Origin of the sequence: Lentzea terrae, assembly GCF_003265345.1 — a bacterium.
In the GTDB taxonomy this organism is placed as follows: Bacteria; Actinomycetota; Actinomycetes; order Mycobacteriales; family Pseudonocardiaceae; genus Lentzea; species Lentzea terrae.
This window is the reverse complement of sequence record NZ_QFWW01000003.1, coordinates 38,763-59,770: the sequence shown is the minus strand read 5'-3', so window position 1 is coordinate 59,770 and position 21,008 is coordinate 38,763. Positions and strand designations below refer to the sequence as shown.

Sequence of the window (21,008 nt, the reverse complement as noted above, 5' to 3'; positions counted from 1 at the left end):
CGGTTGAGGCATGCTGGACGTGCGACGCATGCAGGTGCTCAGGGCGGTCGTGACCACGGGTTCCATCACCGCGGCGGCGACAAATCTCGGCTACACCCCGTCCGCGATCTCGCAGCAGGTCGCCGGCCTGGAGAAGCAGGCGGGCCTGCCGCTGCTGGAGCGCGTCGGCAGAGGCATCCGGCCCACCGCCGCCGGTCGTCTCCTCACCGAGCACGCCGGTCGCCTCGCCGAACAGCTCGCCGAGGCCGAGAGCGCCCTCACCGCGCTGCGCAACGGCTGCGCCGGCACCCTGCGCGTCCGCTACTTCGCCACGGCCGGCGCTGCCCTCGTGCCGCCCGCAGTGGCCACGTTCCGCGCCGAACGCTCCGGTGTCGAGCTCGACCTCAAGCTCACCGAGCCCACCGACCCGTTCGAGGAGCTCGCCGCGGGGCGCGCCGACGTGGCCATCACCGTGCTGGAGCCCGACGAGCCCGCTCCCGACGGTGTGGTGGCCAGGCACCTGCTCGCCGACCCGTTCGTCGCCGTCCTGCCCCGCGGCCACGCGCTGTCCCGCAAGCGCGTGATCGACCTCGGCGAGCTGGCCGACGAGCCGTGGATCTTCGCGGACTTCGGCGCCACCGGGCCGTGCAAGGACCTGGTGGTGAACGCGTGCGCGGGCGCGGGGTTCGCCCCGAAGATCGCCGTCGAAAGCGACGACTACGCGACCGCGCAGGGGTTCGTGGCTGCCGGACTCGGCGTCACGATCATTCCCCGCCTCGGCCTGAACTACGCGCACCCCGGCGTGGTGCTGCGCAAGGTGCGCAACCCGGAGCCGGTGCGGCACATCCACGTCGTCTACCGCGAGGAAGCCGCGTGGAACCCCGCCGTGGTGGCGTTGGCGGAAGCGCTGGAGAAGGCCGCGAAGGCCTCCTGAGCCTTCAGTAACCGGTGCCGAGCGACTTGTCGGTGTGCAGCAGGAAGTTCGGGCTCTTCCACTCGAACGAGATGCCGCGCTTCTCGGTGACCTTGCCGCCGGTCTTCTTGGTGTACTCGACGTTCACTTCCCAGTAGAACGGCTGGACCTCGCTGGCGTTGACGATCTTGGCCTGCTTGACGTCCGCCCAGAAGCTCTGGAACGCGCTGTACCCACCGGCGTAACTGCCCTGGTAGTTGGCGTTGCCCATCTTCCAGGCGTCTTCCGGCGAACTGGGCGCCGTGCCGTAGTAGTCCTCCAGGAAGCCCCGCATGTCGTCGGGGGTGGGCTGGCTCGTCCACTGACCGGCCTTGCCGGACGACTTCTGGGGCGTCGTCGGCTTGGTGCTGTCCCCGGTCTGCTGGGTCTGCGTGTTGCCGTTCGCGTTGTCGCCCTGGCCGCCGTTGTCCTTGTTGTTGTTCGAGATGATGCTCGCGAACATGATGCCGATCACCGCCGCCGCCACGATGGCGAGCGCGGTGAAGATCGTCGACTTCTTGCTCTTCGCCGACAACGGGCCGAGCGAGGAAGGCTTCGGCCGCTGCGAGTACTGGGGCGCGGCGGCCGGGCGGTGGTTCGACGGCGGCTGCTGCTGGGCCACGGCACGCGGCGGCGTGTGCAGATCGACGCGGGTGGCCGACGGCATGGGCGCCTGCTGAGGCGTCATCGCCCGCGTGGCGGCCTGCTGCTGCGGTTGCTGCTGCACCGGGACACCGCGCCACGACGGCGGGTGCGTCGGGGCGACGACAGCCGGGGTGAAGGCGGGGGCGGCCTGGCCGTTCGCGATCGCGGCGAGCGCGTCGCGGGCCTCGGCCATGGTCGGGCGGTCTTCCGGCTCGGCACGCAGCAAACGCATCAGCAGCGCGGTCATCGGGCCCGCGTTGCGCGGCGGGTCGACCTTGCCGGACGCCACCTTGTGCAGCAGCGCGATGGTGTTCTCGCTCAGGCCGAACGGCGGCGTGCCCTCGATCGCCGCGTACAGCGTCGAACCGAGGGAGAACACGTCGGACGGCGAGCCGGGGTCGTACCCCTTCGCGACCTCGGGAGCGAGGTAGGCAGGGGTGCCCGCGAGCATGCCCGTCGCGGTGACCGTGACGTCACCGGTCGCGCGGGAGATGCCGAAGTCGGTGATCTTGACCGTGCCGTCGTCGCCGAGCAGCACGTTGCCGGGCTTGATGTCGCGGTGCACGATGCCGGCGTTGTGCGCGGCGGCCAGCGCGGAGGCGACCTGCATGCCGATCGACGCCACGTCGCGCGGCGGGAGCGTGCCGCGTTCCGAGAGCACCGCGGAGAGGCTCTTGGACGGCAGGTACTCCATGATCAGCCACGGCTGGCTGTCGTCCTCGGCCACGTCGTACACGGCGACCGCGTGCGGGTGCTGCAGGCGCGCGGCGATGCGGCCCTCTCGCATGGCCCGTCTCTTCGCCTCGTCCGTGTCGGCTTCGGCCAGTCCGGGCTGCAAGAGCAGCTGCTTGACCGCGACGGTGCGGTGCAAACGTTCGTCGTGTGCGGTCCAGACGACGCCCATGGCGCCACTACCGATCCGCTGGCTCAATCGGTAGCGACCAGCGACCAATCGGCCATCGTCGGTCACAGTTGCTCCCCGCTGTGCGGTCAATTGCTCTCTGTTCAACGGCTGAATCACACCATCGGGTTCAGTTCACCCCAACGGTGCGGGTACCCACCTTACGAGATTTCTACGACGTAACTGTGCTTAGCCCTGTTGGGGCGTCGTGGTCGTCGTGACAACCGCCGAGGACGGGGGCTTCGTCGTCGTCGTGGTTGTCGTCGTGGTTGTCGTCGTAGTCGTCGTCGTGGTGGTCGTAGTTGTAGTCGTCGTAGTGCTAGACGTCGTTTCGCGTGTTGTCGTTGCCTCGGGCGTGGTCGTCGTCACCTCAGCGCTCGAGGTCGTCGTCGGAACCACCGAAGAAGTGGACGGCGTCGGCGCCGACGGCGTCTCCTGCTCCTTGTTGAACACGCCCAGCGCGACCAGCAGGCCACCGATGACCAGCAACAACGCCAAGACGACCGCAGCGATCACCAGCGGCCGGTTGTCCTGCTGCTTGCCGGCTGCCGGCACCATCGGCGGCGCGGTGCGCGCCGGCGCGGTGCGGGCAGCCGGCACGACCCTGGTGCGGTCGGGTTCGATCATCGTCGTCGGATCGGGTCCGGCGACCGCAGCCAGGCCGCTGAACGACGGCGAGCGCCCGTGCGCGACCGCGTTGAGCAGCTCGCGCGCCTGGGGCATCGTCGGCCGGTCGACCGGCTCGTAGTTCAGCAGGTACAGCAGCGTGTCGGCGAGCGGGTGGTCGACGGTCGGCGGGTTGATCCGGCCGGCCGCGACGGCGTGCAGAACACCTAGAGTGTTCTCGCTCACTCCGTAGGGCGGTTCGCCCTCCATCGCGGCGAAGAGCGTCGATCCGAGCGAGTAGACGTCGGAGGCCGGCGTCGGGTCCTGGCCCCGCGCGATCTCCGGCGCGAGGTACGCGGGCGTGCCGGCGATCAGTCCGGTCTTGGTGACCGTGATGTCGTCGGAGGCCCGCGAGATGCCGAAGTCGGTGATCTTGACGACGCCGTTCTCGGCGATCAGCACGTTGCCCGGCTTGATGTCGCGGTGCACGATGCCCGCCGCGTGCGCCGCGGCCAGCGCCGCCGCGCACTGGGCACCGATGCTGGCGACCTCGATCGGGTCCATCGGCCCGCCCTCGGCCAGCGCGTCGGCGAGGCTGTAGGACGGCAGATACTCCATGACCAGGCACGGGACGCCGTCTTCCTCGACGACGTCGTACACGGCAATGGCGTTCGGGTGCTGCAGCTTGGCGGCGATGCGGCCCTCGCGCATGGCGCGCTGGATGGCCTCGTCCTGCTCGGCCTCGTCCAGGCCGGGCGCCAGCAGCAGCTGCTTGATCGCGACTTCGCGGCCGAGGCGTTCGTCGTGGGCGCGCCAGACGATGCCCATCGCGCCGGAGCCGATGCGGTCGAGGAAGCGGTAGCGGTCGGCGATCAGACGGCCGTCCGAGGTGTCGGACGTCGTCACAAGACCACCTCGGGGGTGCGGCACAGCACGACTGCGGCTGCGGCAGCAGATCCCACGCTCGTGCTCCTCGTGCGGTAGTCAGTCGTCCCGAATGCCCGCACAGGGTACCCCTGTCGTGGGCGGCGGCTGAGCTACCGGGTTGTGCCCTACTTCACCGGTGCGAAGAAGTCGAAGCCGCCGACGGTGTCACCAACGGTGTTGAGCACCGGGTCGAGCAGACCGAGGTCCACGCTGACGTCGACCGGGTTGGACGGCGTGGGCAGCGGGTTCGAGGCCGGCGGGGTGCTGCTGCTCGGCGGGTTCGCGGACGAGCTGGGCGGCGGAGCGGGCGAGTCGCTCGACGGCGGCGTGCTCGGCTTGCTGCTCTCCGAGGACGGCGTGGTCGTGGACGGCGACTGCGTCGTCTCGGACGTGGGCTGCTGCGTCGTCTGCTGGGTCTGCGTCGGCGTCTGCTGCGTCGGCGCCTTCGGCTGCTGGGTCTGGACGTACGGGGCGACGCGCGTGCGGGTCTGCTCCGTCGTCGGGTCGGCCGACTGGGCCTCGGTGGCGTCTTCCTGCTGCGTCTTGTTCGACGGCAGCTTCACGACGCCCTCGGTGCCGGCGCTCGCGCCACGGGCCTGGGCGCGCTCGTCGAACCGCACCTCGGCGAGCGGGCGCTCGTCGGTCGGGGACAGCCACGAGGAGGCGGCGAAGGCGACGGAACCGCAGAGCACCACGCCTCCGCTGGCCGCGACGGCCAGCTTGCCGACGGTGAACCCGCCGCGCTGCGTGTCGTCGGTGCGGCCCTCACGGCGCAGTAGCTCCGTGATGTGCAGCTCCTTCATGGGCTGCTTCTTGGGCTTGCCCGGCGCCTTGACCGCCTTGAACTTGACGGTCGGCTCGTCGGGCTCGTCGAACATCTCGGGGGTGATGTCGTCGGTGATCACCGGGAACTGCACGGTTTCCGCCTCACGGCGAGCGATCAGCTCGGCGACGGACAGCTGGCCGGTCGACTCAGCCGAACCGTTCAGCCGCCGACGATGGTCCTCAATCGACACCGCTCGTTCACCCTTCCAAGTTCGCGTCTGCGCACTGGCGGGAACATGGATACCGAATCGTGACCCGAGATGTAACCCCTTCGGGGGAATTCTCACGTCGGAAACTAGGTTTTCGCGACGAGCGGTCACCGTTCGACTGCGAACGGCGAGACCAGTTGGGTGCGGCCTAACTCCTCTGCGCCGAAAGGACCTCGGTGCCGATGATCCGCGGCTGGGTCGTGTCGGTGAGCCAGAAGAGCTGTTCGATGCGCAGCCAGCTGCCGTCGAGCTCCTGCATCGAGACGACCGCGAGCACCGAGCCGTCCGGCCGGACCGACGTCTGGTCGACGTTGACCGTCTTGATGATCCCCCAGGACTGGACGAACTCCTTGGGGTTGGCGCCGACGAGGTCCGGCGACAGCAGCTTGGCAGCCTGGTTGGGCTTGGTGGTGAGCAGCTCGTAGAACCTCCGCACCACGTCCACCTGCGGCTGCGGGCCGATCGAGACCTCGGGCGTGCTCGGTTCCGACGTCGCCAGCAGCAGCGCGGACGGCTGCGGCAACGGCGTGTCGGCCGCGGTCTGCAGCGGCGTGTTCTCGTTCGGCAGCTGGGCCGACAGGACGTCGGGCCGCAGCGCGCTCGAGCCGGACAGCGCGACGGGGCGTTCGGAGACGGGGATGCCGCTGTTCGCCGGCCGCTTGCCCGCGAGCATCGCCGCGCCCGCGACGGCGGAGACCAGCACGACCGCGCCGGTCAGCAGGCCGGCGGCCTTGGCGGCGCGGCTCTTGCGGTTGCGGCGGCGACGACCGGCCACGACAGGGATCACCGCCGTGGTCGCGGTCATGTTCTCGGTGGGACCGAGCAGCGATGTGACTAGTGCGTCGGTGGCGGCTTCCTCGTTCGACGGGATGCGCATCGGGCTCGGCTGCTGCTTGATCAGCTCTGCCACGCTGATCGAGCCGGCGCGGGTGTGCCTCCGCCCGGTCGTCGCGGGACGCTGCACTGGCCTGGTCCTCCGTACTCTCCGTGGTCACCAGAGACGTACCGTGGCCACGCGTGACGACGCCAGCATCTCGGCGGACTTCATTCGTCCGTGGCGTTCAGCGGTGCTCGGGATTCGCTCGATGGTGCTACTTACTACGGTCGGTAACTCGGGCCATGACCTTTAGCCACGTCACCCGGTGAGCTTCAGCCGTTCCCCGTTGATCAGCGGCAGGTCGCCGAGCGTGAAGCTCAGCTCGCGCTGCTCGGTGCTGATCGAGCCGTCCTTCTTCGTCACCTGCAGCAGGCTGACCGTGAGGCCCTTGCTCGGGTCGACGACGATCTCCTTGACCTCGATCAGCGAGATGTCGGCGAGCCGGCCCTCCAGCAGCGCCTCGGCGTTCGAGCGCACGGTGTCCGTGGTCATGGCGAGCGCGGTGTCCGCGTTCGTCGCCATCTCGCGGTAGAAGTGCTCGGTCTGCTTGGCGATCGTGGAGCCGTCGACGATCGGTGCGTTGGTCACCGGCACCGTCGTGATCACGGGCGGCGCGGTGCCGGACGGCTTGGTGTTGGTGGCCGACCCCTGGCCGCTGGTGCCCGGCGCGCTCGACCCCGTGCCCGGCAGCGGAGCGCCCCGGCCGGTGTTCGCGGCGGACGGCTTGGTGCTGGTGGCGGACGGGCTGGTGCTGCCGGTGGGCAGCGCGGAGATCATCGGCACGTCCGACGGGTAACCGGGCAGGCCGATCGTCTCGACCGGGCCGTCACCGCCGACCAGCTTGGCCGCGGCGACGCTCAGCCCGACCAGCACGAGCACCGAGGAGATGACGGCGAACCAGGCCGCGCGCTTCCAGGTGCGCGGCGGCGTGACCGAGGCGGGCACCAGGCCGATGTTGAACTTCCGCAGCCCGTCGGTGTCCTGCAGCGGGTCGATCTGGCGGCGGCGTGGCAACGGGATGCGGTCGCCACCGACGACGGGACGCGCCTGTGCTTGCTCAGGCTGGGCGACTCCGTCGTCGAGACGATGTTTGCCCGGCAGTTCGTCCATCCCCGACACCCCTCTGCGACGCAATCAGGGTAGGGCCGTTCAGAGGTGTCGAAGCAACCAAAAGGGGGTGTTCAGGACGAGTGACACCCGAAAGTGTGGTTTGAGGGCGGCGGCCACCGGCCTTCACCGTCTCTTCAGCTCCTCAGCAGGGCGCCTCACGACACCGGCCCCGCACCCCCATATGCCCGATGTGAGGATGCGGGGCCGGCGCCGCGATTCACCCGTCTGAGGGGGGCCGCCGCCCTAGCGAGGCGGCAGTTGGGCTTGACCGCTGTTCAACTGCTTGTGCGTCTTCTGCACGCCGTTGAGGGCTGCGAGACCACTGCCACCCGCGATCAGCGAACCGATCACGTCGGCGCCGAGCGAGTCGCCGTTGGTGATCAGCAGACCGATGACGGCACCGGCGGTCGTGATGATCGCGGTCTTCCAGCGGCTGCGGACGAACTGCGAGACCGGTGCTCCGGCGAGGCCCTTCTTGTTCGCGGCCGAGCCGAGCAAGCCCAGGTATGCGTCGTGCGCCAAGGCGGCGAGCAGGCCGGCGATGGCGATCAGTGCGGCGATGAGGCCCATACCTCCAGTGTGCCCCCAGATTTTTCCGGTGGACCATCCGTGATCGCCCTGATATCCGATTCGGGTGGACATGTTCTGGCACGACGACTGCCTCGAGCACGACGCCGGTGAGGGCCTGTGGGAGCTGCCCGGCTCCTGGCCGTGGCTCGACGTCACCGAACCGCACCCGGAGAACGCGGCGCGGCTGCGCACGTTCCGGCACGCACTGACGCACGGTCCGGTGGCGTCGTACCTGACGTGGCACGAGGGGCGGCATGCGTCCGTTGACGAGCTTCTGCGCGTGCACACGGCGGAGTACCTCGACTCGTTGCGCGTGTCTGAGCGTGTGGCGCTGGAAGTGAACACCGTCGTGGGGCCCGAAACGTGGCGTGCGGCGTGCGCGGCGGCGGGAACGTCGTTGGCGGCACTGGAGTCCGGTGCGCCACTGGCCTATGCGCTCGTACGGCCGCCCGGACACCACGCGCAGCCGGGCCTGGCGGACGGCTACTGCTTCGTGAACAACGCGGCGCTGGTGGCGGAAACCGCGCGGCGGCAAGGGATGCGGGTCGCCGTGCTGGACTGGGACGTGCACCACGGCAACGGCACGCAGGAGGTGTTCTACGACCGCCCGGACGTGCTGACCATCTCGGTGCACATGCGCCACGGCTCGTGGGGCACGAACCACCCGCAGACCGGCGCGCCGTCGGAGGTGGGCGCTGACGGCCGGAACGTGAACATCGAGCTGTCGCTGGGCGCGGGCGACACGGCGTACCTGCGCGCATTGGACGAGATCGCCTTCCCACTGCTGCGCGAGTTCGCACCGGACCTGCTGGTGTGCGCGTCCGGGTTCGACGGCTCCGCGTTCGACCCCAACGGCCGCCACAACCTGACCGCCTCCGGCTACCGCGAGATCGGCCGGCGGGTGGCGTCGTTCGGACCGCGGGTGGTGCTCACCCAGGAGGGCGGCTACCTGCGCGGATACTCGGCGCTGTGCCTGCACGCGCTGCTGGAGGGCCTGCTGCGGCTGCCGGAACCGCTGCTCGAGGACCCGCTGGCCTACGTGCCGGACGACGCCCAGCTCGTCGACGCGGACTTCGAGCACGTCAGAGCGGCTCTGAAGCCTTTTTGGCCCGGCGTGCTGTGACGCCGGGCCCGTGGCTGCTGCCTACCTGCCGAGCGGGCCGCGGCCCATCTTGAGCAGGATCATCGCGAGGTCCTTGCCCTCCGGACCGAGCGGCTTGTAGCGGTTGAGGACGTCGATCTCGCGGTTGTGCACGATCTTCGTGCCGCCGGCTGCCATGCGGGCAGCCCCGATGATCTTGGAGATCTCGACGCGGCGTTGCACGAGGCGCAGGATCTCGGCGTCCAGGTGGTCGATCTCCTGGCGCAGCTCGTTGATGTCCGGTTCGGTGGTGGTGTCCATCGTTTGACGACCTCTCGACTCTTCGAGTCCTTGGCCCGGAAGCGAACGAAGCCCCGGGGTCCGAGGACTCCGGGGCTTCGTGGTGGCTTGTTCAGCGCTAGACGACCACGGGAGCCGGAGTCCGGATCCCGTAGAAAAACTCGAAGAACGTCGCGCGCACGAACTCAGTGTTGCACAGACCCGGCGGTGGTCGCCAAACCCGCCCGGTGGTTGGGAACCGGCACTTCATCGAACACATGGTCGGGCGGTACCGGTTTTGTCGGTGCCGCCCGGTACCGTGGATGGACGATGAGCGCCTTGTTCGACTTGCCCTCAAGTCCCCCCGTTTCCCGCGCGGGCCACCTGCTCGACGACCTGAACCCCGCGCAGCGCCGTGCCGTCGAGCACGCCGGCTCGCCCCTGCTCGTGGTGGCGGGCGCCGGCTCCGGCAAGACGCGCGTCCTCACCAGGCGGATCGCGTACCTGCTCGCGGAACGCGACGTGCACCCCGGCCAGATCATGGCCATCACGTTCACGAACAAGGCCGCCGCGGAGATGAAGGAGCGCGTGGCCGACATGGTGGGCGCCCGCGCCCGCTCGATGTGGGTGTCGACGTTCCACTCGATGTGCGTCCGGGTCATGCGCCGCGAGGCGAAGACCCTCGGCATGTCGTCGAACTTCTCGATCTACGACGCCGACGACACCCGCCGCCTCATCACGCTCGTCGCCCGCGACCTCGATCTCGACCCGAAGAAGTACGCGGCCCGCACCCTCGCCGTGCACATCTCCAACCTCAAGAACGAGCTCATCGACCCGGAGACCGCCACCGCCCAGGCCACCAACGACCTGGAACGCCGCGTGGCCGAGGTCTACACGGTCTACCAGCGCCGCCTGAACGAGTCGAACTCGCTCGACTTCGACGACCTCATCATGAGGACGGTCGAGCTGCTCCAGACCTTCCCGGACGTGGCCGAGCACTACCGCCGCCGCTTCCGCCACGTCCTGGTCGACGAGTACCAGGACACCAACCACGCCCAGTACACCCTCGTGCGCGAACTCGTCGGTCGCTCCGGCGGCGAGATCCCGCCGGCCGAACTGTGCGTGGTGGGCGACGCGGACCAGTCCATCTACGCCTTCCGCGGCGCCACCATCCGCAACATCGTGGAGTTCGAGCGCGACTACCCGGACGCCACCACGATCCTGCTGGAGCAGAACTACCGCTCCACCCAGAACATCCTCACCGCGGCCAACGCGGTCATCTCCCGCAACCCCAACCGCCGCGACAAGAGGCTCTGGAGCGACCTGGGCGAGGGCGAGAAGATCGTCGGCTACGTAGCCGACAACGAGCACGACGAGGCAGCCTTCGTAGCGCACGAGATCGACCGCCTGGTGGACGGCGGCGAGGTCAACAACTCCGAGATCGCCGTCTTCTACCGCACCAACAACCAGTCGCGCGTCTTCGAGGAAATCTTCATCCGCCTGGGCCTCCCGTACCGAGTGGTGGGCGGCGTCCGCTTCTACGAGCGCCGCGAAGTCCGCGACGCCCTCGCCTACCTGCGCACTTTGGCGAACCCAGAAGACACGGTCTCGCTCCGCCGGATTCTCAACGTCCCCAAGCGAGGCATCGGCGACCGGGCAGAAGCCTGCGTGAGCGCCCACGCCGAACGCGAACGCATCAGCTTCGCCGCGGCGCTGCGCGACCTCGACCACGTCCCGATGCTGAACCCGCGCTCCCGCAACGCCATCGCGGGCTTCGTCGAGATGATGGACGAACTGGGCGAAATGGTGGCCCGCGAGGACGACGTGGCCGACATCCTCGAAGCAGTCCTGGAAAAGACCGGCTACCGAGCCGAACTGGAAGCCAGCGAAGACCCCCAGGACCACACGCGGATCGAAAACCTGAACGAGCTGATCACGGTGGCCCGCGAGTTCACCGAGCTCGAACTCCCAGAAGGCGCCGAGCCGGTCCCGTCCCTCCCAGCCTTCCTGGAACGCGTCTCCCTGGTGGCCGACGCCGACTCGATCCCGGACGCCGAGTCCGACGGCGTCGTCACCCTGATGACCATCCACACGGCCAAGGGCCTCGAATACCCGGTCGTCTTCTCCACGGGCTGGGAAGACGGAGTCTTCCCCCACATGCGAGCGCTGGGCGACCCAGCCGAACTGGCAGAAGAACGCCGCCTCGCCTACGTGGGCATCACCAGGGCCCAACGCCGCCTCTACCTCTCCCGAGCCCTGGTCCGCTCGGCCTGGGGCCAGCCCTCAGCCAACCCGGCCTCCCGCTTCCTGTCCGAAATCCCCCAAGAGCTCCTCGACTGGCGCCGAGTGGAACCCTCCCGCTCAGCCCCAGCAGCAGCCACCACCTGGGGCCGCTCAGCCTCAGGCGGCATCGCCTCCCGCGGCCTGACCCGCCCGGCCCCCGGCAAGGCGGGCTGGAAGGACGCCCCGGCCATGAAGCTGGAAGTGGGCGACCGCGTGACCCACGACAAATACGGCCTGGGCCGCGTCGTGGCCGTGGACGGCGCGGGTCTGCGAGCCACCGCGACGATCGACTTCGGCGGCTCCGGCACGGTTCGGCTGATGCTGATCGGCAGCGTCCCGATGACGAAGCTCTAGCCAGCGCTCCAGCAACCCGCCCAACCCAGGGCAAACCGGACCCGCAAACCCCTGCTGAGCAGCAACTTCACGCCCAGCAGAGAAATCTGAAGAAAATCCCAAGAACCAGCGCAACGAAGCCCAACTTCGTACGTCTATGTGGGTGTCGCAAGCAGCACAGCCGAGGAACGTTCGGGGCGGTCCGAGGCAAGGGGAGCAGCCTGCAGACAAGGGGAGCGAAGGGAAGGCGGGGGCCAGAACTTCGCGGCGAGGTGCGGCCGGACCGAACGGGAGAGCGGTCCGGCCGTACTGTCTTCCAGGCCTGTCTTGGCTGTTCAAGCCCAGCTCAGCCGCACTGAGCCCAAAAATTGTCAGACCCCAGGAGCATCATCGACCGCGTGTGGACCCAACCCCGCGGGAGCGCTCTCAATGGATCACGTACTGGCCAACGCACTGCACGAACGCGTGTTCGCCATCCTCAACCAGCTGGAATCCCCGCACACCCCGGAAACGACGCGCCTGACGGCAGCCTGGCGAGCCCTGCTCAACCTCCACGAGCAGACCGACAGCGGCTCCTGCAAGGCATGCGGCCCCCGCTGGCGAAAACACATGTGCTCGGTCTGGCGAACAGCGGCGAACCACTTCGTCCGCCATGAACGCCGCTACAGCGGCGCTTGAGCCGACGAGGCTAATGAGCCTCCTGAGGCCCGTGAGGCCCTTGAGCCACCCACCCCACACCCGGAGGTGGGTCAACGACGAAACGGCCGCGAGAAAGCTGCTCAGCCGTAGTTCAGCGGAACCCGAATCAGACCGTCACGCCGCGAGCGTTCAACCACTGCAGCGGGTTGATCTTCTGGCCGGCGGGGTTCCACACCTCGAAGTGCAGGTGCGGGCCGGTGGAGAAGCCGCGGTTGCCCATGCGGGCGATCTGCTGGCCGGCCTTGACCTGCTGGCCCTCGCGGACGCTGAAGGTGTCGAGGTGGCCGTAGACGGTGATGGTGCCGTCCTCGTGCTGGACGCGGACCCACAGGCCGAAGCCGGACGCGGGGCCTGCCTCGATCACGACGCCGTCGGCGGCGGAGAGGATCGGCGTGCCGATGGGGCCAGCGATGTCGATGCCGAGGTGCATGGTGCCCCAGCGGCCGCCGTAGCCGGAGGTGAACTCGCCGGCGGCGGGGCGGAAGAACTTCGGGCGCTTCTTCTCGGCCTCGACGGCCTCGCGCTGGGTGGTGAGCTGCTGGCTGCGCAGGAGCTTGGCGGCCTCGGCGGAGCCCTGGGACGTGGTCTTGGAGACCGCGAGGATCTGCGGGGCGGAGGCGGTGTCGCCACCCTGACCGGTGAACGAAGCGGCGCCGTCTGCGGTGTTGGCGAGCTGGACGTCCTTGCTGTCGTCCGCGGCGGCCTGCAGGGTCTGGCCTGCGCCTGCTGCGGCGAAAGCGCCTACTGCGACGGCGGCGACGACGATGCGTCCGCGAAGCGCCGACGGTGGCGGGGGGAGCCGGTGGGAGCTGATCGTGCGCGTGGAGGCGCGGTCGACTGCCTCATCAAGCGCAGCACTGCGTTCATGGCCGCCGGGGGAGCGGTGGTGACTCAAAGCTTGCCCTTCCGCCTTCGGGGAGCCTGATCGGTGGACGACCGGGCGGGGGATTCCCGGTGAGTCAGGATTCGGGGTTCTGACTCGGTGTCCTTCTGTGATCAGACCGTGACAACGGACCGGGGGACAGTAACGGCGGGGAGCCTCGGAGGGCAAACCCCAGTTCGTTATGTCCTCCGAACAGGCGGCAACCAGCTGGTTTCAACTGTCAACTGTGACCGTCGGTCACTTCGGGTGGCCGACACGCCTCGCCGCCAGCGGCGATGGGGTGACCCACGGAGTCGTCCGATCGGGTGATGGCCGTCACAACTACGTGAAGCGTCCTCGTGTCAACCGGCAAAGAGAGGTGACCTGAATCACGTATCTGGTGCTCCTCGACGAGCAATGAGGAGTGCTCCAGCCGGGCGTTGCGCTGAGGGACGATGATCTGATCCATCTCCGACCAGACCACGACGAAGCGCGTGCCGCACGGTCGGCAGGGCTCGGCGAGTTCCTGGAGGAGTTCGGAGCCGGGCCTGAGCTGACGAGTCAGCGACGTTGGCATCAGATAGGCGAGCAATGTGCCGTTGTGCGGCGTTCCGAGTGTTACGAGCGTGCGAACGCGTGAGTCGCCGTGCAGCCGTTGTACGTAATACCTGGCGATGAGACCGCCGAGCGAATGGCCGACGACATGCACCTGATCCGCGCCGGTCTGCTCGCAGATCCGCTCGATGTGCGCACCGAGCAAGGCGGCCGAGCGGCGGACATCACCCGTCAACGCCGTCAGCACGCTGTAGTTGATGGCGTGCACCACCCCGAAGCCCCGCCTTCGCAGTGCCCCCGACAGCACCGCGAAGGCGGAGCGGTTGTCCCCGATGCCGTGCACCAACACGATGGGGGTGCCCGCCGCGTCCATCGCCGAAACCACCAGCCCGCGCTGGCGGGGCGGCAGGCCGTCGGTGCGGTAGTGCCGGAAGTGGCCGTCCGGCCGCAGCTGTTCGGTGATCGCTCCCCACGGGTAGAGCACCGCGTGGGCCGTCAGCCAGGCCGCTTCCATCGCGACTCCGCGCACGCCGCCCGGCGTGGCCATGGCGCGCAACGCGACCTTCACCTCTTCTGCGACGTCGCGCGCCGTGTGTACACCCCAATCGGCACGATCGAGGACGGCGTCAGTCAGACGCGTCATCCACGACCGGCTGTTATCGCTCACATGAGCGACGGTAAGTGATGGAGTCACTGACTAGCAGTACCCGGCGGACGTTTTCCACATGCGAACGAATTTCGTCTCATTAGGCAGCGCCAGGTGACACAGAACCCAACGCCGGTCTTGCTAGGTTCGCCCGCGATGACTCGAACCGAGCTCGAGAACCAGACACCTGCCGCCGCTCGGCTGCGCATCTCGTGGGCGCTCGCCGCAGCGGGCGGTCTCCTCCTCGCCATCGGCCCGCTGCTGGGCGTGGTCGACGGCGCGGAACCCGCCTACACGTCGTGGCCGCTCCTCGCCCTGCTCGCACTCCTGCCGCCGGCCGTCGCCGGTGTGCTGCTGATGCGCGGCAGGCCGTTCGTGGCGGCGGGACTGATCGCCGCCGTCGGGGTGTTCGCCATCGGGCGCTTTCTCAGCGACCTCCAGCTCGCGTTCGCCCCGATGGCCGTGGCGCGGCCGGAGCTGTTCCGTCCCACGACCCTCATCGCGGTCACCCCGTCGGCGGGGCTCTGGGTGCTGCTCGCCGGGCACGTGCTGGTGATCGCGGGCGGTCTGCTGGCCGCCGGCCGGGCCGGCATGCCCGCCGACGAGTCGGAGCCGCCGGGCCTCGTGGCCCTGCACGTGATCATCGCCTGCTGGGCCACGGTCGGGTTGCTGGGCAAGCCGTTCTCCTCCGCAGACCCCTTCCAGCTCGACCGCGGGCCGTGGGACCTGCCGGTGCTCGGGTTGACGGGCGGGCTGCTGCTGGCCCTCGCCGCGCCGCTCGCCACCGCGCTCGCGGCCAGCTCTCCTGATCCGGACACCCGCCAGGGCGGGGTGCTCGGCGTGTCGCTCGCCCTTGCCGGTGTCGTGCTGCCGTGGCTGGTGGCCGGCACTGTCGCGACGGGTCTCGGCATCAGCGCGGGCCCGGTGATCGCGTTGCTCGCCGCGCTGACGCTGCCCGTTCTCCCCCTGCTGGCCAGGTTGGTGCGACTGCTGCGCGGCAAGCGCGACGAGACCAAGGACCTGGCGCTGCCGTCGGTCCACCGCCTGCACGTGGCTGCGGGTGCGTTCACGGTTCTCTCCGCGGTCGCGATGCTCGCCGGCGCGGTCCTGCCGCAACTCGTCCTCGCGACGGGTGGGGTGGCACCAGAGCTGGCCTCCGCGAACCTCCTCTGGCCGGCAGGTCTTGCGTTCGGCGTGCTCGGCCTGGCGTTGTTCGTGCCGTCCACCGCCGCGGCGGTGCGTCCGGCGCTGGTCCTCGGCCACTTCGCGATGCAGCTCGCCGCTGCCGGTGCGACCGAGCCGGTGCTGGCGGCGAGCCAGGCCGGCATCGCGCAGCCGGGCGCCGGCTTCTGGCTGATGGTCGCCGAGGTCCCGCTCGGCCTGCTGGCGCTGGTCTGCGCAGGCCTCGCCGGAGCGGTCGAACGGGAGAACACCGAGATCGGCAAGCGGCAGGAGGTGCCGGTCGCCGAACTGGGTGCGGTGCTGCTGGCCGGCCTCTTCGCGGTGGGCGCGTTCGCGCTGCCGACCGTGCGCAGTGACAACTACACAGCGGCGACGCTGGTGCCGGACAGCGATCCGGTCGTCTCGGCATCGCTGATCGCCTCACTCCTCGTCTTGATCATCGCTTTGGTGGTCGCGCTTCGGTCGAGGCCCGCTCGCGGTGCCGCCGTGCTCGCAGGCGGCGTGTTGTTGATGGGCGTGCGCGCGCTGGAGTTGCCGCTGACGGGTGAAAAGGTCGTGGGGGCGAGTGCGGGCCCCGGCACGTGGCTCGCGCTGGCGGCAGCGGCCGCACTGCTGGTCGCGGCCGGCTTGATGGGTGCTCGCGCGACCCGCTGAAACGTGCTTTGCAACATGCTTTTCGCTATATCGCGCGCGCACGCGTGATCGACCTCACCGCCGTTGAGACCGACCTCACCGAAGGTGGCGTGCGAGCGGTAGCCGCAGCTCGATAGTGTCTGGGCCCAGCCGCGTCAAGTGGGTTCGCTTGGCCCCTTGAGGACCACCCAGGCGCGGTGTTGTGTTCCGACACCGACGTCGCAGGAGACCCGAGTGGACCTGTACGAGTACCAGGCGAAGGACCTCTTCGCCGCCCACGGCGTCCCGGTACTGCCGGGCGATGTGGCCACCAACCCCGCCGACGCCAAGGCCATCGCCGCGAAGTTCGGCCAGCCGGTCGTCGTCAAGGCCCAGGTCAAGACCGGCGGCCGCGGCAAGGCCGGCGGTGTGAAGCTCGCTTCCACCGCCGAGGAGACCGAGGAGAAGGCGACCGCCATCCTCGGCCTGGACATCAAGGGGCACATCGTTCACCGCGTGTTGGTGACGCCTGCCTCGGACATCGCGGAGGAGTACTACTTCTCCTTCCTCCTCGACCGTGCGAACCGCACCTTCCTCGCCATGGCGAGTGTCGAGGGCGGCATGGACATCGAGGAGGTCGCGGCCACCAAGCCCGAGGCCCTCGCGAAGATCCACATCGACGCCATCAAGGGTGTCGACGCGGCCAAGGCCAAGGAGATCGCCGACGCGGCGAACTTCCCGGCCGAGGTCAAGGACCAGGTCGTCGACGTGATCGTCAAGCTGTGGGAGACCTTCGTCGCGGAGGACGCCACGCTCGTCGAGGTCAACCCGCTGGTCCGCGACCCGCAGGACAAGATCGTCGCGCTCGACGGCAAGGTCACGCTGGACGAGAACGCCGACTTCCGCCACCCGGCCCACGCCGAGCTGGTCGACAAGCAGGCGGAGAACCCTCTCGAGGCCAAGGCCAAGGAGAAGGGCCTCAACTACGTCAAGCTCGACGGCGAGGTCGGCATCATCGGCAACGGCGCCGGTCTCGTGATGTCCACTCTGGACGTCGTCGCGTACGCCGGTGAGCAGTACGGCGTGAAGCCCGCGAACTTCCTCGACATCGGCGGCGGCGCGTCCGCCGAGGTCATGGCGAACGGCCTGGACGTCATCCTCGGCGACGAGGCCGTCCGCTCGGTGTTCGTCAACGTCTTCGGCGGCATCACCGCGTGCGACGCCGTGGCCAACGGCATCGTGAAGGCGCTGGAGATCCTCGGCGACGAGGCCACCAAGCCGCTGGTCGTCCGCCTCGACGGCAACAACGTGGAGGAGGGCCGCCGGATTCTCGCCGACGCCAACCACCCGCTGGTGACCGTTGTCGACACGATGGACAACGCGGCCGCGAAGGCCGCCGAGCTCGCGGCTGCGGGGGTCTGAGAACGATGGCTATCTTCCTCAACGAGAACAGCAAGGTCATCGTCCAGGGCATGACCGGTGCCGAGGGCACCAAGCACACCAAGCGCATGCTCGCGTCCGGCACGAACATCGTCGGTGGCGTGAACCCGCGCAAGGCGGGCGAGAAGGTCGACTTCGACGGCACCGTCCTCCCGGTCTTCGGCACCGTCAAGGAGGCCATGGAGGCCACCGGCGCGAACGTGACCGTGATCTTCGTGCCCCCGGCCTTCTCGAAGGCCGCGGTGGTCGAGGCGATCGACGCCGAGATCGAGCTGGCCGTCGTCATCACCGAGGGCATCCCGGTGCACGACACCGCCTACTTCTGGGCGCACGCCGTCGCGACCGGCAACAAGACCCGCATCATCGGCCCGAACTGCCCCGGCATCATCAGCCCCGGCAAGTCGAACGCCGGCATCATCCCCGCGAACATCGCGGGCCCCGGCAAGATCGGTCTGGTGTCGAAGTCCGGCACGCTGACCTACCAGATGATGTACGAGCTGCGTGACTTCGGCTTCTCCACCGCGATCGGCATCGGTGGCGACCCGATCATCGGCACCACGCACATCGACGCGCTCGAGGCCTTCCAGGCCGACGACGAGACCGTCGCGATCGTGATGATCGGTGAGATCGGCGGCGACGCCGAGGAGCGCGCGGCCGCGTACATCAAGGAGAACGTGACCAAGCCGGTCGTCGGCTACGTCGCGGGCTTCACCGCCCCCGAGGGCAAGACCATGGGCCACGCCGGCGCCATCGTCTCCGGCTCGGCGGGCACCGCGCAGGCGAAGAAGGAGGCCCTCGAGGCCGCCGGCGTCAAGGTCGGCAAGACGCCGTCCGAGACCGCCGCGCTGATGCGCGAGATCATGCAGGGTCTCTGAGCACTTTGAGCACCTCCAGGGCCGGATTCCGAGTACTTTCGGAGTCCGGCCCTCGCTCGTCTGGCGGAACCGGCATGATCCGGTCATCGTCTGAGCACGTGCGTCAAGTAGCGTTTTTGCAGCATCACTCGGTTGGAGGAGACCTGACATGTCCGTGCCTTACGGCGCACCCCAACAGCAGCCGCCGGGTCCGGCACAGCACCAGGCACCGCCTCAGGCCCACGGCGCTCCTGGCGCTCCCGGCGCCAACAACATCAACCTCGGCCTGATCCTCCCGCTGGTCGCGGCAGGTCTCGGCCTCATCGCGTACCTCATCGCGTTCGCGGACGACGTGAGCAGCGGCAGCGTCACGTACCTGCTGGCCGCAGGCGCGCTCGCGGGTCTCTCGGTGCTGCCGAGCATCCCGAAGGGCTTCGTGCCGGTCGCCGCGATCCTGGCTGCCGTGCAGACGCTCCTGCAGCTGCAGGTCATCATCAAGTCGCCGGCCGTGGCGGGCCTCGACATCGTGCTGCTCATCGTGGCGCTGCTGGAGACGGCGGCCATCGTGCTCGCCTTCCTGCTCGCCGAGGGCATCGTGAAGTTCGAGCCGAAGCCCGCGAACCCGTACGCGGGCCAGCAGGGCCAGCCCGGTGGCTGGAACCCGCAGTCCGGTGCGTTCCCGCAGCAGGGTCAGCACCCGCAGCAGCACGGCGCGCCCCCGCAGCAGGCACCGCAGCAGGGCCAGTTCGGCCAGCAGCAGCAGTTCGGTCAGCAGCCGCAGCAGCCCGCGCAGCAGCCGGGTCAGCCGCCGCAGCAGACCAGCTTCATGCCGCAGCCGGGCCAGTTCGGCGCGCCGGGCACGCCGCCCGGTGGCTTCGGCGGACCGCAGCAGTAAGGTCCGCACACCGTTCGACTTCAGGGGTGGTGCCGGTTGCTTCCGGCACCACCCCTGTCGTATGACCCGGCGTGCCTCACTCGAACGGCCCAGCCGGCCTGACACAGTGGAGAAGTGCCCGTGCTGCAACGCGACGTGACTCGCGAGGTGACCACCGTGCGCCCGCCGGAGTTCTCGCGCTCCGAACGCATGCGCGTGCTCGTGGCGGCCGCGGTCGGGTCGGTGGTCGTCGGGTACGCCGCCGTCGCCGCGGTGCTCGCACTGGTGTCCGCGACGGCCACGTACGCCTCCTTCTCCACGGCCGGCGTGCTCACCGCGGCCGCACCCGCGTGGCTGGCCGCGCACCACGTGCCGTTGCGCTTCGACGCAGGTCAGCTCGGCGTGCTGCCGTTGCTGCCCACCGCGTTGCTGATGCTGCTCGTCGGCCGTACCGCCGCGGGCACGGCCGATCGGCTCGGCCTCTACGAACCACTCCAGGCGCGCGGTGTCGTGCTGAGCATCTCCGGCGCGCACGCGGTCGTCGGCGGCTCGATCGCGCTGCTGATGGGTGAGGGCGTCGTGCGCGCCACGCCCGCCGTCGCGTTCTTCGGTTGCGCTGCCGTGTCCGGTCTTGCCGCCACGCTCGGTGTCGCCCGCCGCTGCGGTCTCGTCGAGATGGTGTTCGACAAGCTCGACCCGGTGGCGCTGCACGGTCTGCGCGCGGGCTTCATGGCGTTGTTCGCACTGGTCAGCGCGGGTGCGTTGATGGTGGCGGCCGGGCTCGCGATCTCGTGGCCGCGCACCAGCGAGCTGTTCGCGGGCGCGGGTCCGTCGGTCGGCGTCGGGCTCGGCGTGTTCCTGCTGTGCCTCGGTTATCTGCCGAACGCGATCATCGCGGGCTTCTCCTACCTCGCGGGTGCCGGCTTCTCCATGGGCGGGGTCGAGGTCACGCCGATGCGGTTCGTCCCCGGCCAGGTGCCCTCGGTGCCGTTGCTGGCGGCGATGCCGGAGGAGGCGTTCGCGTGGAGCCCGGTCGTGCTCGCGGGCGCGGCGCTGATCGGCGCGTTCGTCGGCTGGACCTGCCGCAAGGTGTCCGACCGGCCGAGTTCGCGGTTCCGCGCGGTGCTGGTCGCCGCGGTCACCGCGGCCGTGGGCAGCCTGGTGCTCGCCGCGACCGCCGGTGGACGGCTGGCGGCCGGGGCGTTCGACCCGGTGACGGTGCCGGCCGGTCTGCTCGCGCTGCTGGTGGCGTTGTGGGTGCTCGTGCCGGGCGCTCTGGTGGCCTGGCTCGCCGGCTCGCGGGTCAAGCCCGTCGCGGTGGCCGACGAGCTCGTGGAGCCGGACGACGACGCGGACGAACCGGTCGACGAGGACGTCGTGTTCGAGGACGACGAGCTCACCGACCAGTTCGAACAGCTCGAGGTCGTGGACGAGGACGAGTTCGAGGTGGAAGAGGACCTCGAAGACGACGACTACTACGACGAGGACGAGTACGAGGACGAGCTCGTCGACGAAGAAGAGCTCGACGACGAGCTCGACGAAGAAGAAGACGTTGCGGACGAACTCGACGAAGACGTTGAGGACGAAGAGGAAGACCTCGACGCGGAGTTCGACGAGATGCTCGGCATGGAGCCGGAGGAGGACCTGGACGGCAAGCCGGAACGGTGACGGCCTAAACTGCCCCTGAGCTGCTACAACACGCCACGC

18 protein-coding genes are annotated in these 21,008 nt (G+C 69.3%); 9 read left to right on the top strand and 9 right to left on the bottom strand.

The window, feature by feature from the left end; all coding sequences use genetic code 11:
• The first annotated feature begins 10 nt into the window (after positions 1–10).
• Positions 11–913, top strand: coding sequence for a LysR family transcriptional regulator (locus DI276_RS05940; protein ID WP_112262278.1), 903 nt, complete (start codon positions 11–13; stop codon positions 911–913).
• A 4-nt stretch (positions 914–917) separates the two neighbouring features.
• Here DI276_RS05940 and DI276_RS05935 read toward each other — a convergent pair whose 3' ends face one another.
• The 6 genes from DI276_RS05935 to DI276_RS05910 form a co-directional block, all read right to left on the bottom strand.
• Complete coding sequence (locus DI276_RS05935; RefSeq protein ID WP_112262277.1) at positions 918–2,546, bottom strand: serine/threonine-protein kinase; 1,629 nt, start codon at positions 2,544–2,546, stop codon at positions 918–920.
• Between the two features lie 120 nt (positions 2,547–2,666).
• On the bottom strand, positions 2,667–3,989 hold the full coding sequence (locus tag DI276_RS05930) for a serine/threonine-protein kinase (protein ID WP_232836481.1): 1,323 nt from the start codon (positions 3,987–3,989) through the stop codon (positions 2,667–2,669).
• A gap of 146 nt (positions 3,990–4,135) precedes the next feature.
• Entirely contained in the window at positions 4,136–5,026 is an 891-nt protein-coding gene (locus DI276_RS05925; RefSeq protein ID WP_112262276.1) for a hypothetical protein, read from the bottom strand.
• Between the two features lie 166 nt (positions 5,027–5,192).
• The gene (locus tag DI276_RS05920) at positions 5,193–6,008 is read right to left on the bottom strand and encodes a hypothetical protein (RefSeq protein ID WP_112262275.1); all 816 of its coding nucleotides are present in this window, start codon (positions 6,006–6,008) and stop codon (positions 5,193–5,195) included.
• 171 nt (positions 6,009–6,179) lie between these two features.
• Complete coding sequence (locus tag DI276_RS05915; RefSeq protein ID WP_112262274.1) at positions 6,180–7,031, bottom strand: hypothetical protein; 852 nt, start codon at positions 7,029–7,031, stop codon at positions 6,180–6,182.
• Positions 7,032–7,274: 243 nt separating this feature from the next.
• Positions 7,275–7,601 carry a hypothetical protein gene (locus tag DI276_RS05910; protein WP_112262273.1) on the bottom strand — a complete coding sequence of 109 codons (327 nt, stop codon included), beginning with the start codon at positions 7,599–7,601 and terminating at the stop codon, positions 7,275–7,277.
• A gap of 70 nt (positions 7,602–7,671) precedes the next feature.
• Between DI276_RS05910 and DI276_RS05905 the strand changes: the two genes are divergently transcribed.
• Positions 7,672–8,724 (top strand): arginase family protein, encoded by a 1,053-nt coding sequence (locus DI276_RS05905; protein WP_112262408.1) that lies wholly within the window; start codon positions 7,672–7,674, stop codon positions 8,722–8,724.
• A 21-nt stretch (positions 8,725–8,745) separates the two neighbouring features.
• On the opposite strand, the gene DI276_RS52935 is transcribed toward DI276_RS05905, so the two are convergent.
• Complete coding sequence (locus DI276_RS52935) at positions 8,746–9,171, bottom strand: chorismate mutase (protein WP_269814236.1); 426 nt, start codon at positions 9,169–9,171, stop codon at positions 8,746–8,748.
• A 120-nt stretch (positions 9,172–9,291) separates the two neighbouring features.
• On the opposite strand from DI276_RS52935, the gene pcrA reads away from it, so the two are divergent.
• Positions 9,292–11,598, top strand: a complete 2,307-nt coding sequence (pcrA, locus tag DI276_RS05895; protein WP_112262271.1) for a DNA helicase PcrA — start codon at positions 9,292–9,294, stop codon at positions 11,596–11,598.
• A gap of 408 nt (positions 11,599–12,006) precedes the next feature.
• Complete coding sequence (locus DI276_RS05890; protein ID WP_112262270.1) at positions 12,007–12,255, top strand: hypothetical protein; 249 nt, start codon at positions 12,007–12,009, stop codon at positions 12,253–12,255.
• Positions 12,256–12,382: 127 nt separating this feature from the next.
• Here the strand turns inward: DI276_RS05890 and DI276_RS05885 are convergent, their stop codons facing one another.
• Complete coding sequence (locus tag DI276_RS05885; protein ID WP_112262269.1) at positions 12,383–13,171, bottom strand: M23 family metallopeptidase; 789 nt, start codon at positions 13,169–13,171, stop codon at positions 12,383–12,385.
• Between the two features lie 208 nt (positions 13,172–13,379).
• The gene (locus DI276_RS05880) at positions 13,380–14,336 is read right to left on the bottom strand and encodes an alpha/beta fold hydrolase (protein ID WP_112262268.1); all 957 of its coding nucleotides are present in this window, start codon (positions 14,334–14,336) and stop codon (positions 13,380–13,382) included.
• Between the two features lie 159 nt (positions 14,337–14,495).
• Between DI276_RS05880 and DI276_RS05875 the strand changes: the two genes are divergently transcribed.
• From DI276_RS05875 to DI276_RS49745, 5 genes are all read left to right on the top strand, one after another.
• A complete protein-coding gene (locus DI276_RS05875) occupies positions 14,496–16,175 on the top strand; it encodes a hypothetical protein (RefSeq protein WP_112262267.1) in 1,680 nt (559 codons plus the stop codon).
• 213 nt (positions 16,176–16,388) lie between these two features.
• Positions 16,389–17,555 carry an ADP-forming succinate--CoA ligase subunit beta gene (gene sucC, locus DI276_RS05870; RefSeq protein ID WP_112262266.1) on the top strand — a complete coding sequence of 389 codons (1,167 nt, stop codon included), beginning with the start codon at positions 16,389–16,391 and terminating at the stop codon, positions 17,553–17,555.
• A 5-nt stretch (positions 17,556–17,560) separates the two neighbouring features.
• Positions 17,561–18,448: a succinate--CoA ligase subunit alpha gene (gene sucD, locus DI276_RS05865; protein WP_112262265.1), complete on the top strand. Its 888-nt coding sequence runs from the start codon at positions 17,561–17,563 to the stop codon at positions 18,446–18,448.
• Positions 18,449–18,596: 148 nt separating this feature from the next.
• Positions 18,597–19,322: a DUF5336 domain-containing protein gene (locus DI276_RS05860; protein ID WP_112262264.1), complete on the top strand. Its 726-nt coding sequence runs from the start codon at positions 18,597–18,599 to the stop codon at positions 19,320–19,322.
• Between the two features lie 114 nt (positions 19,323–19,436).
• Positions 19,437–20,969, top strand: a complete 1,533-nt coding sequence (locus DI276_RS49745) for a cell division protein PerM (protein ID WP_157984541.1) — start codon at positions 19,437–19,439, stop codon at positions 20,967–20,969.
• The last annotated feature ends 39 nt before the right edge of the window (positions 20,970–21,008 follow it).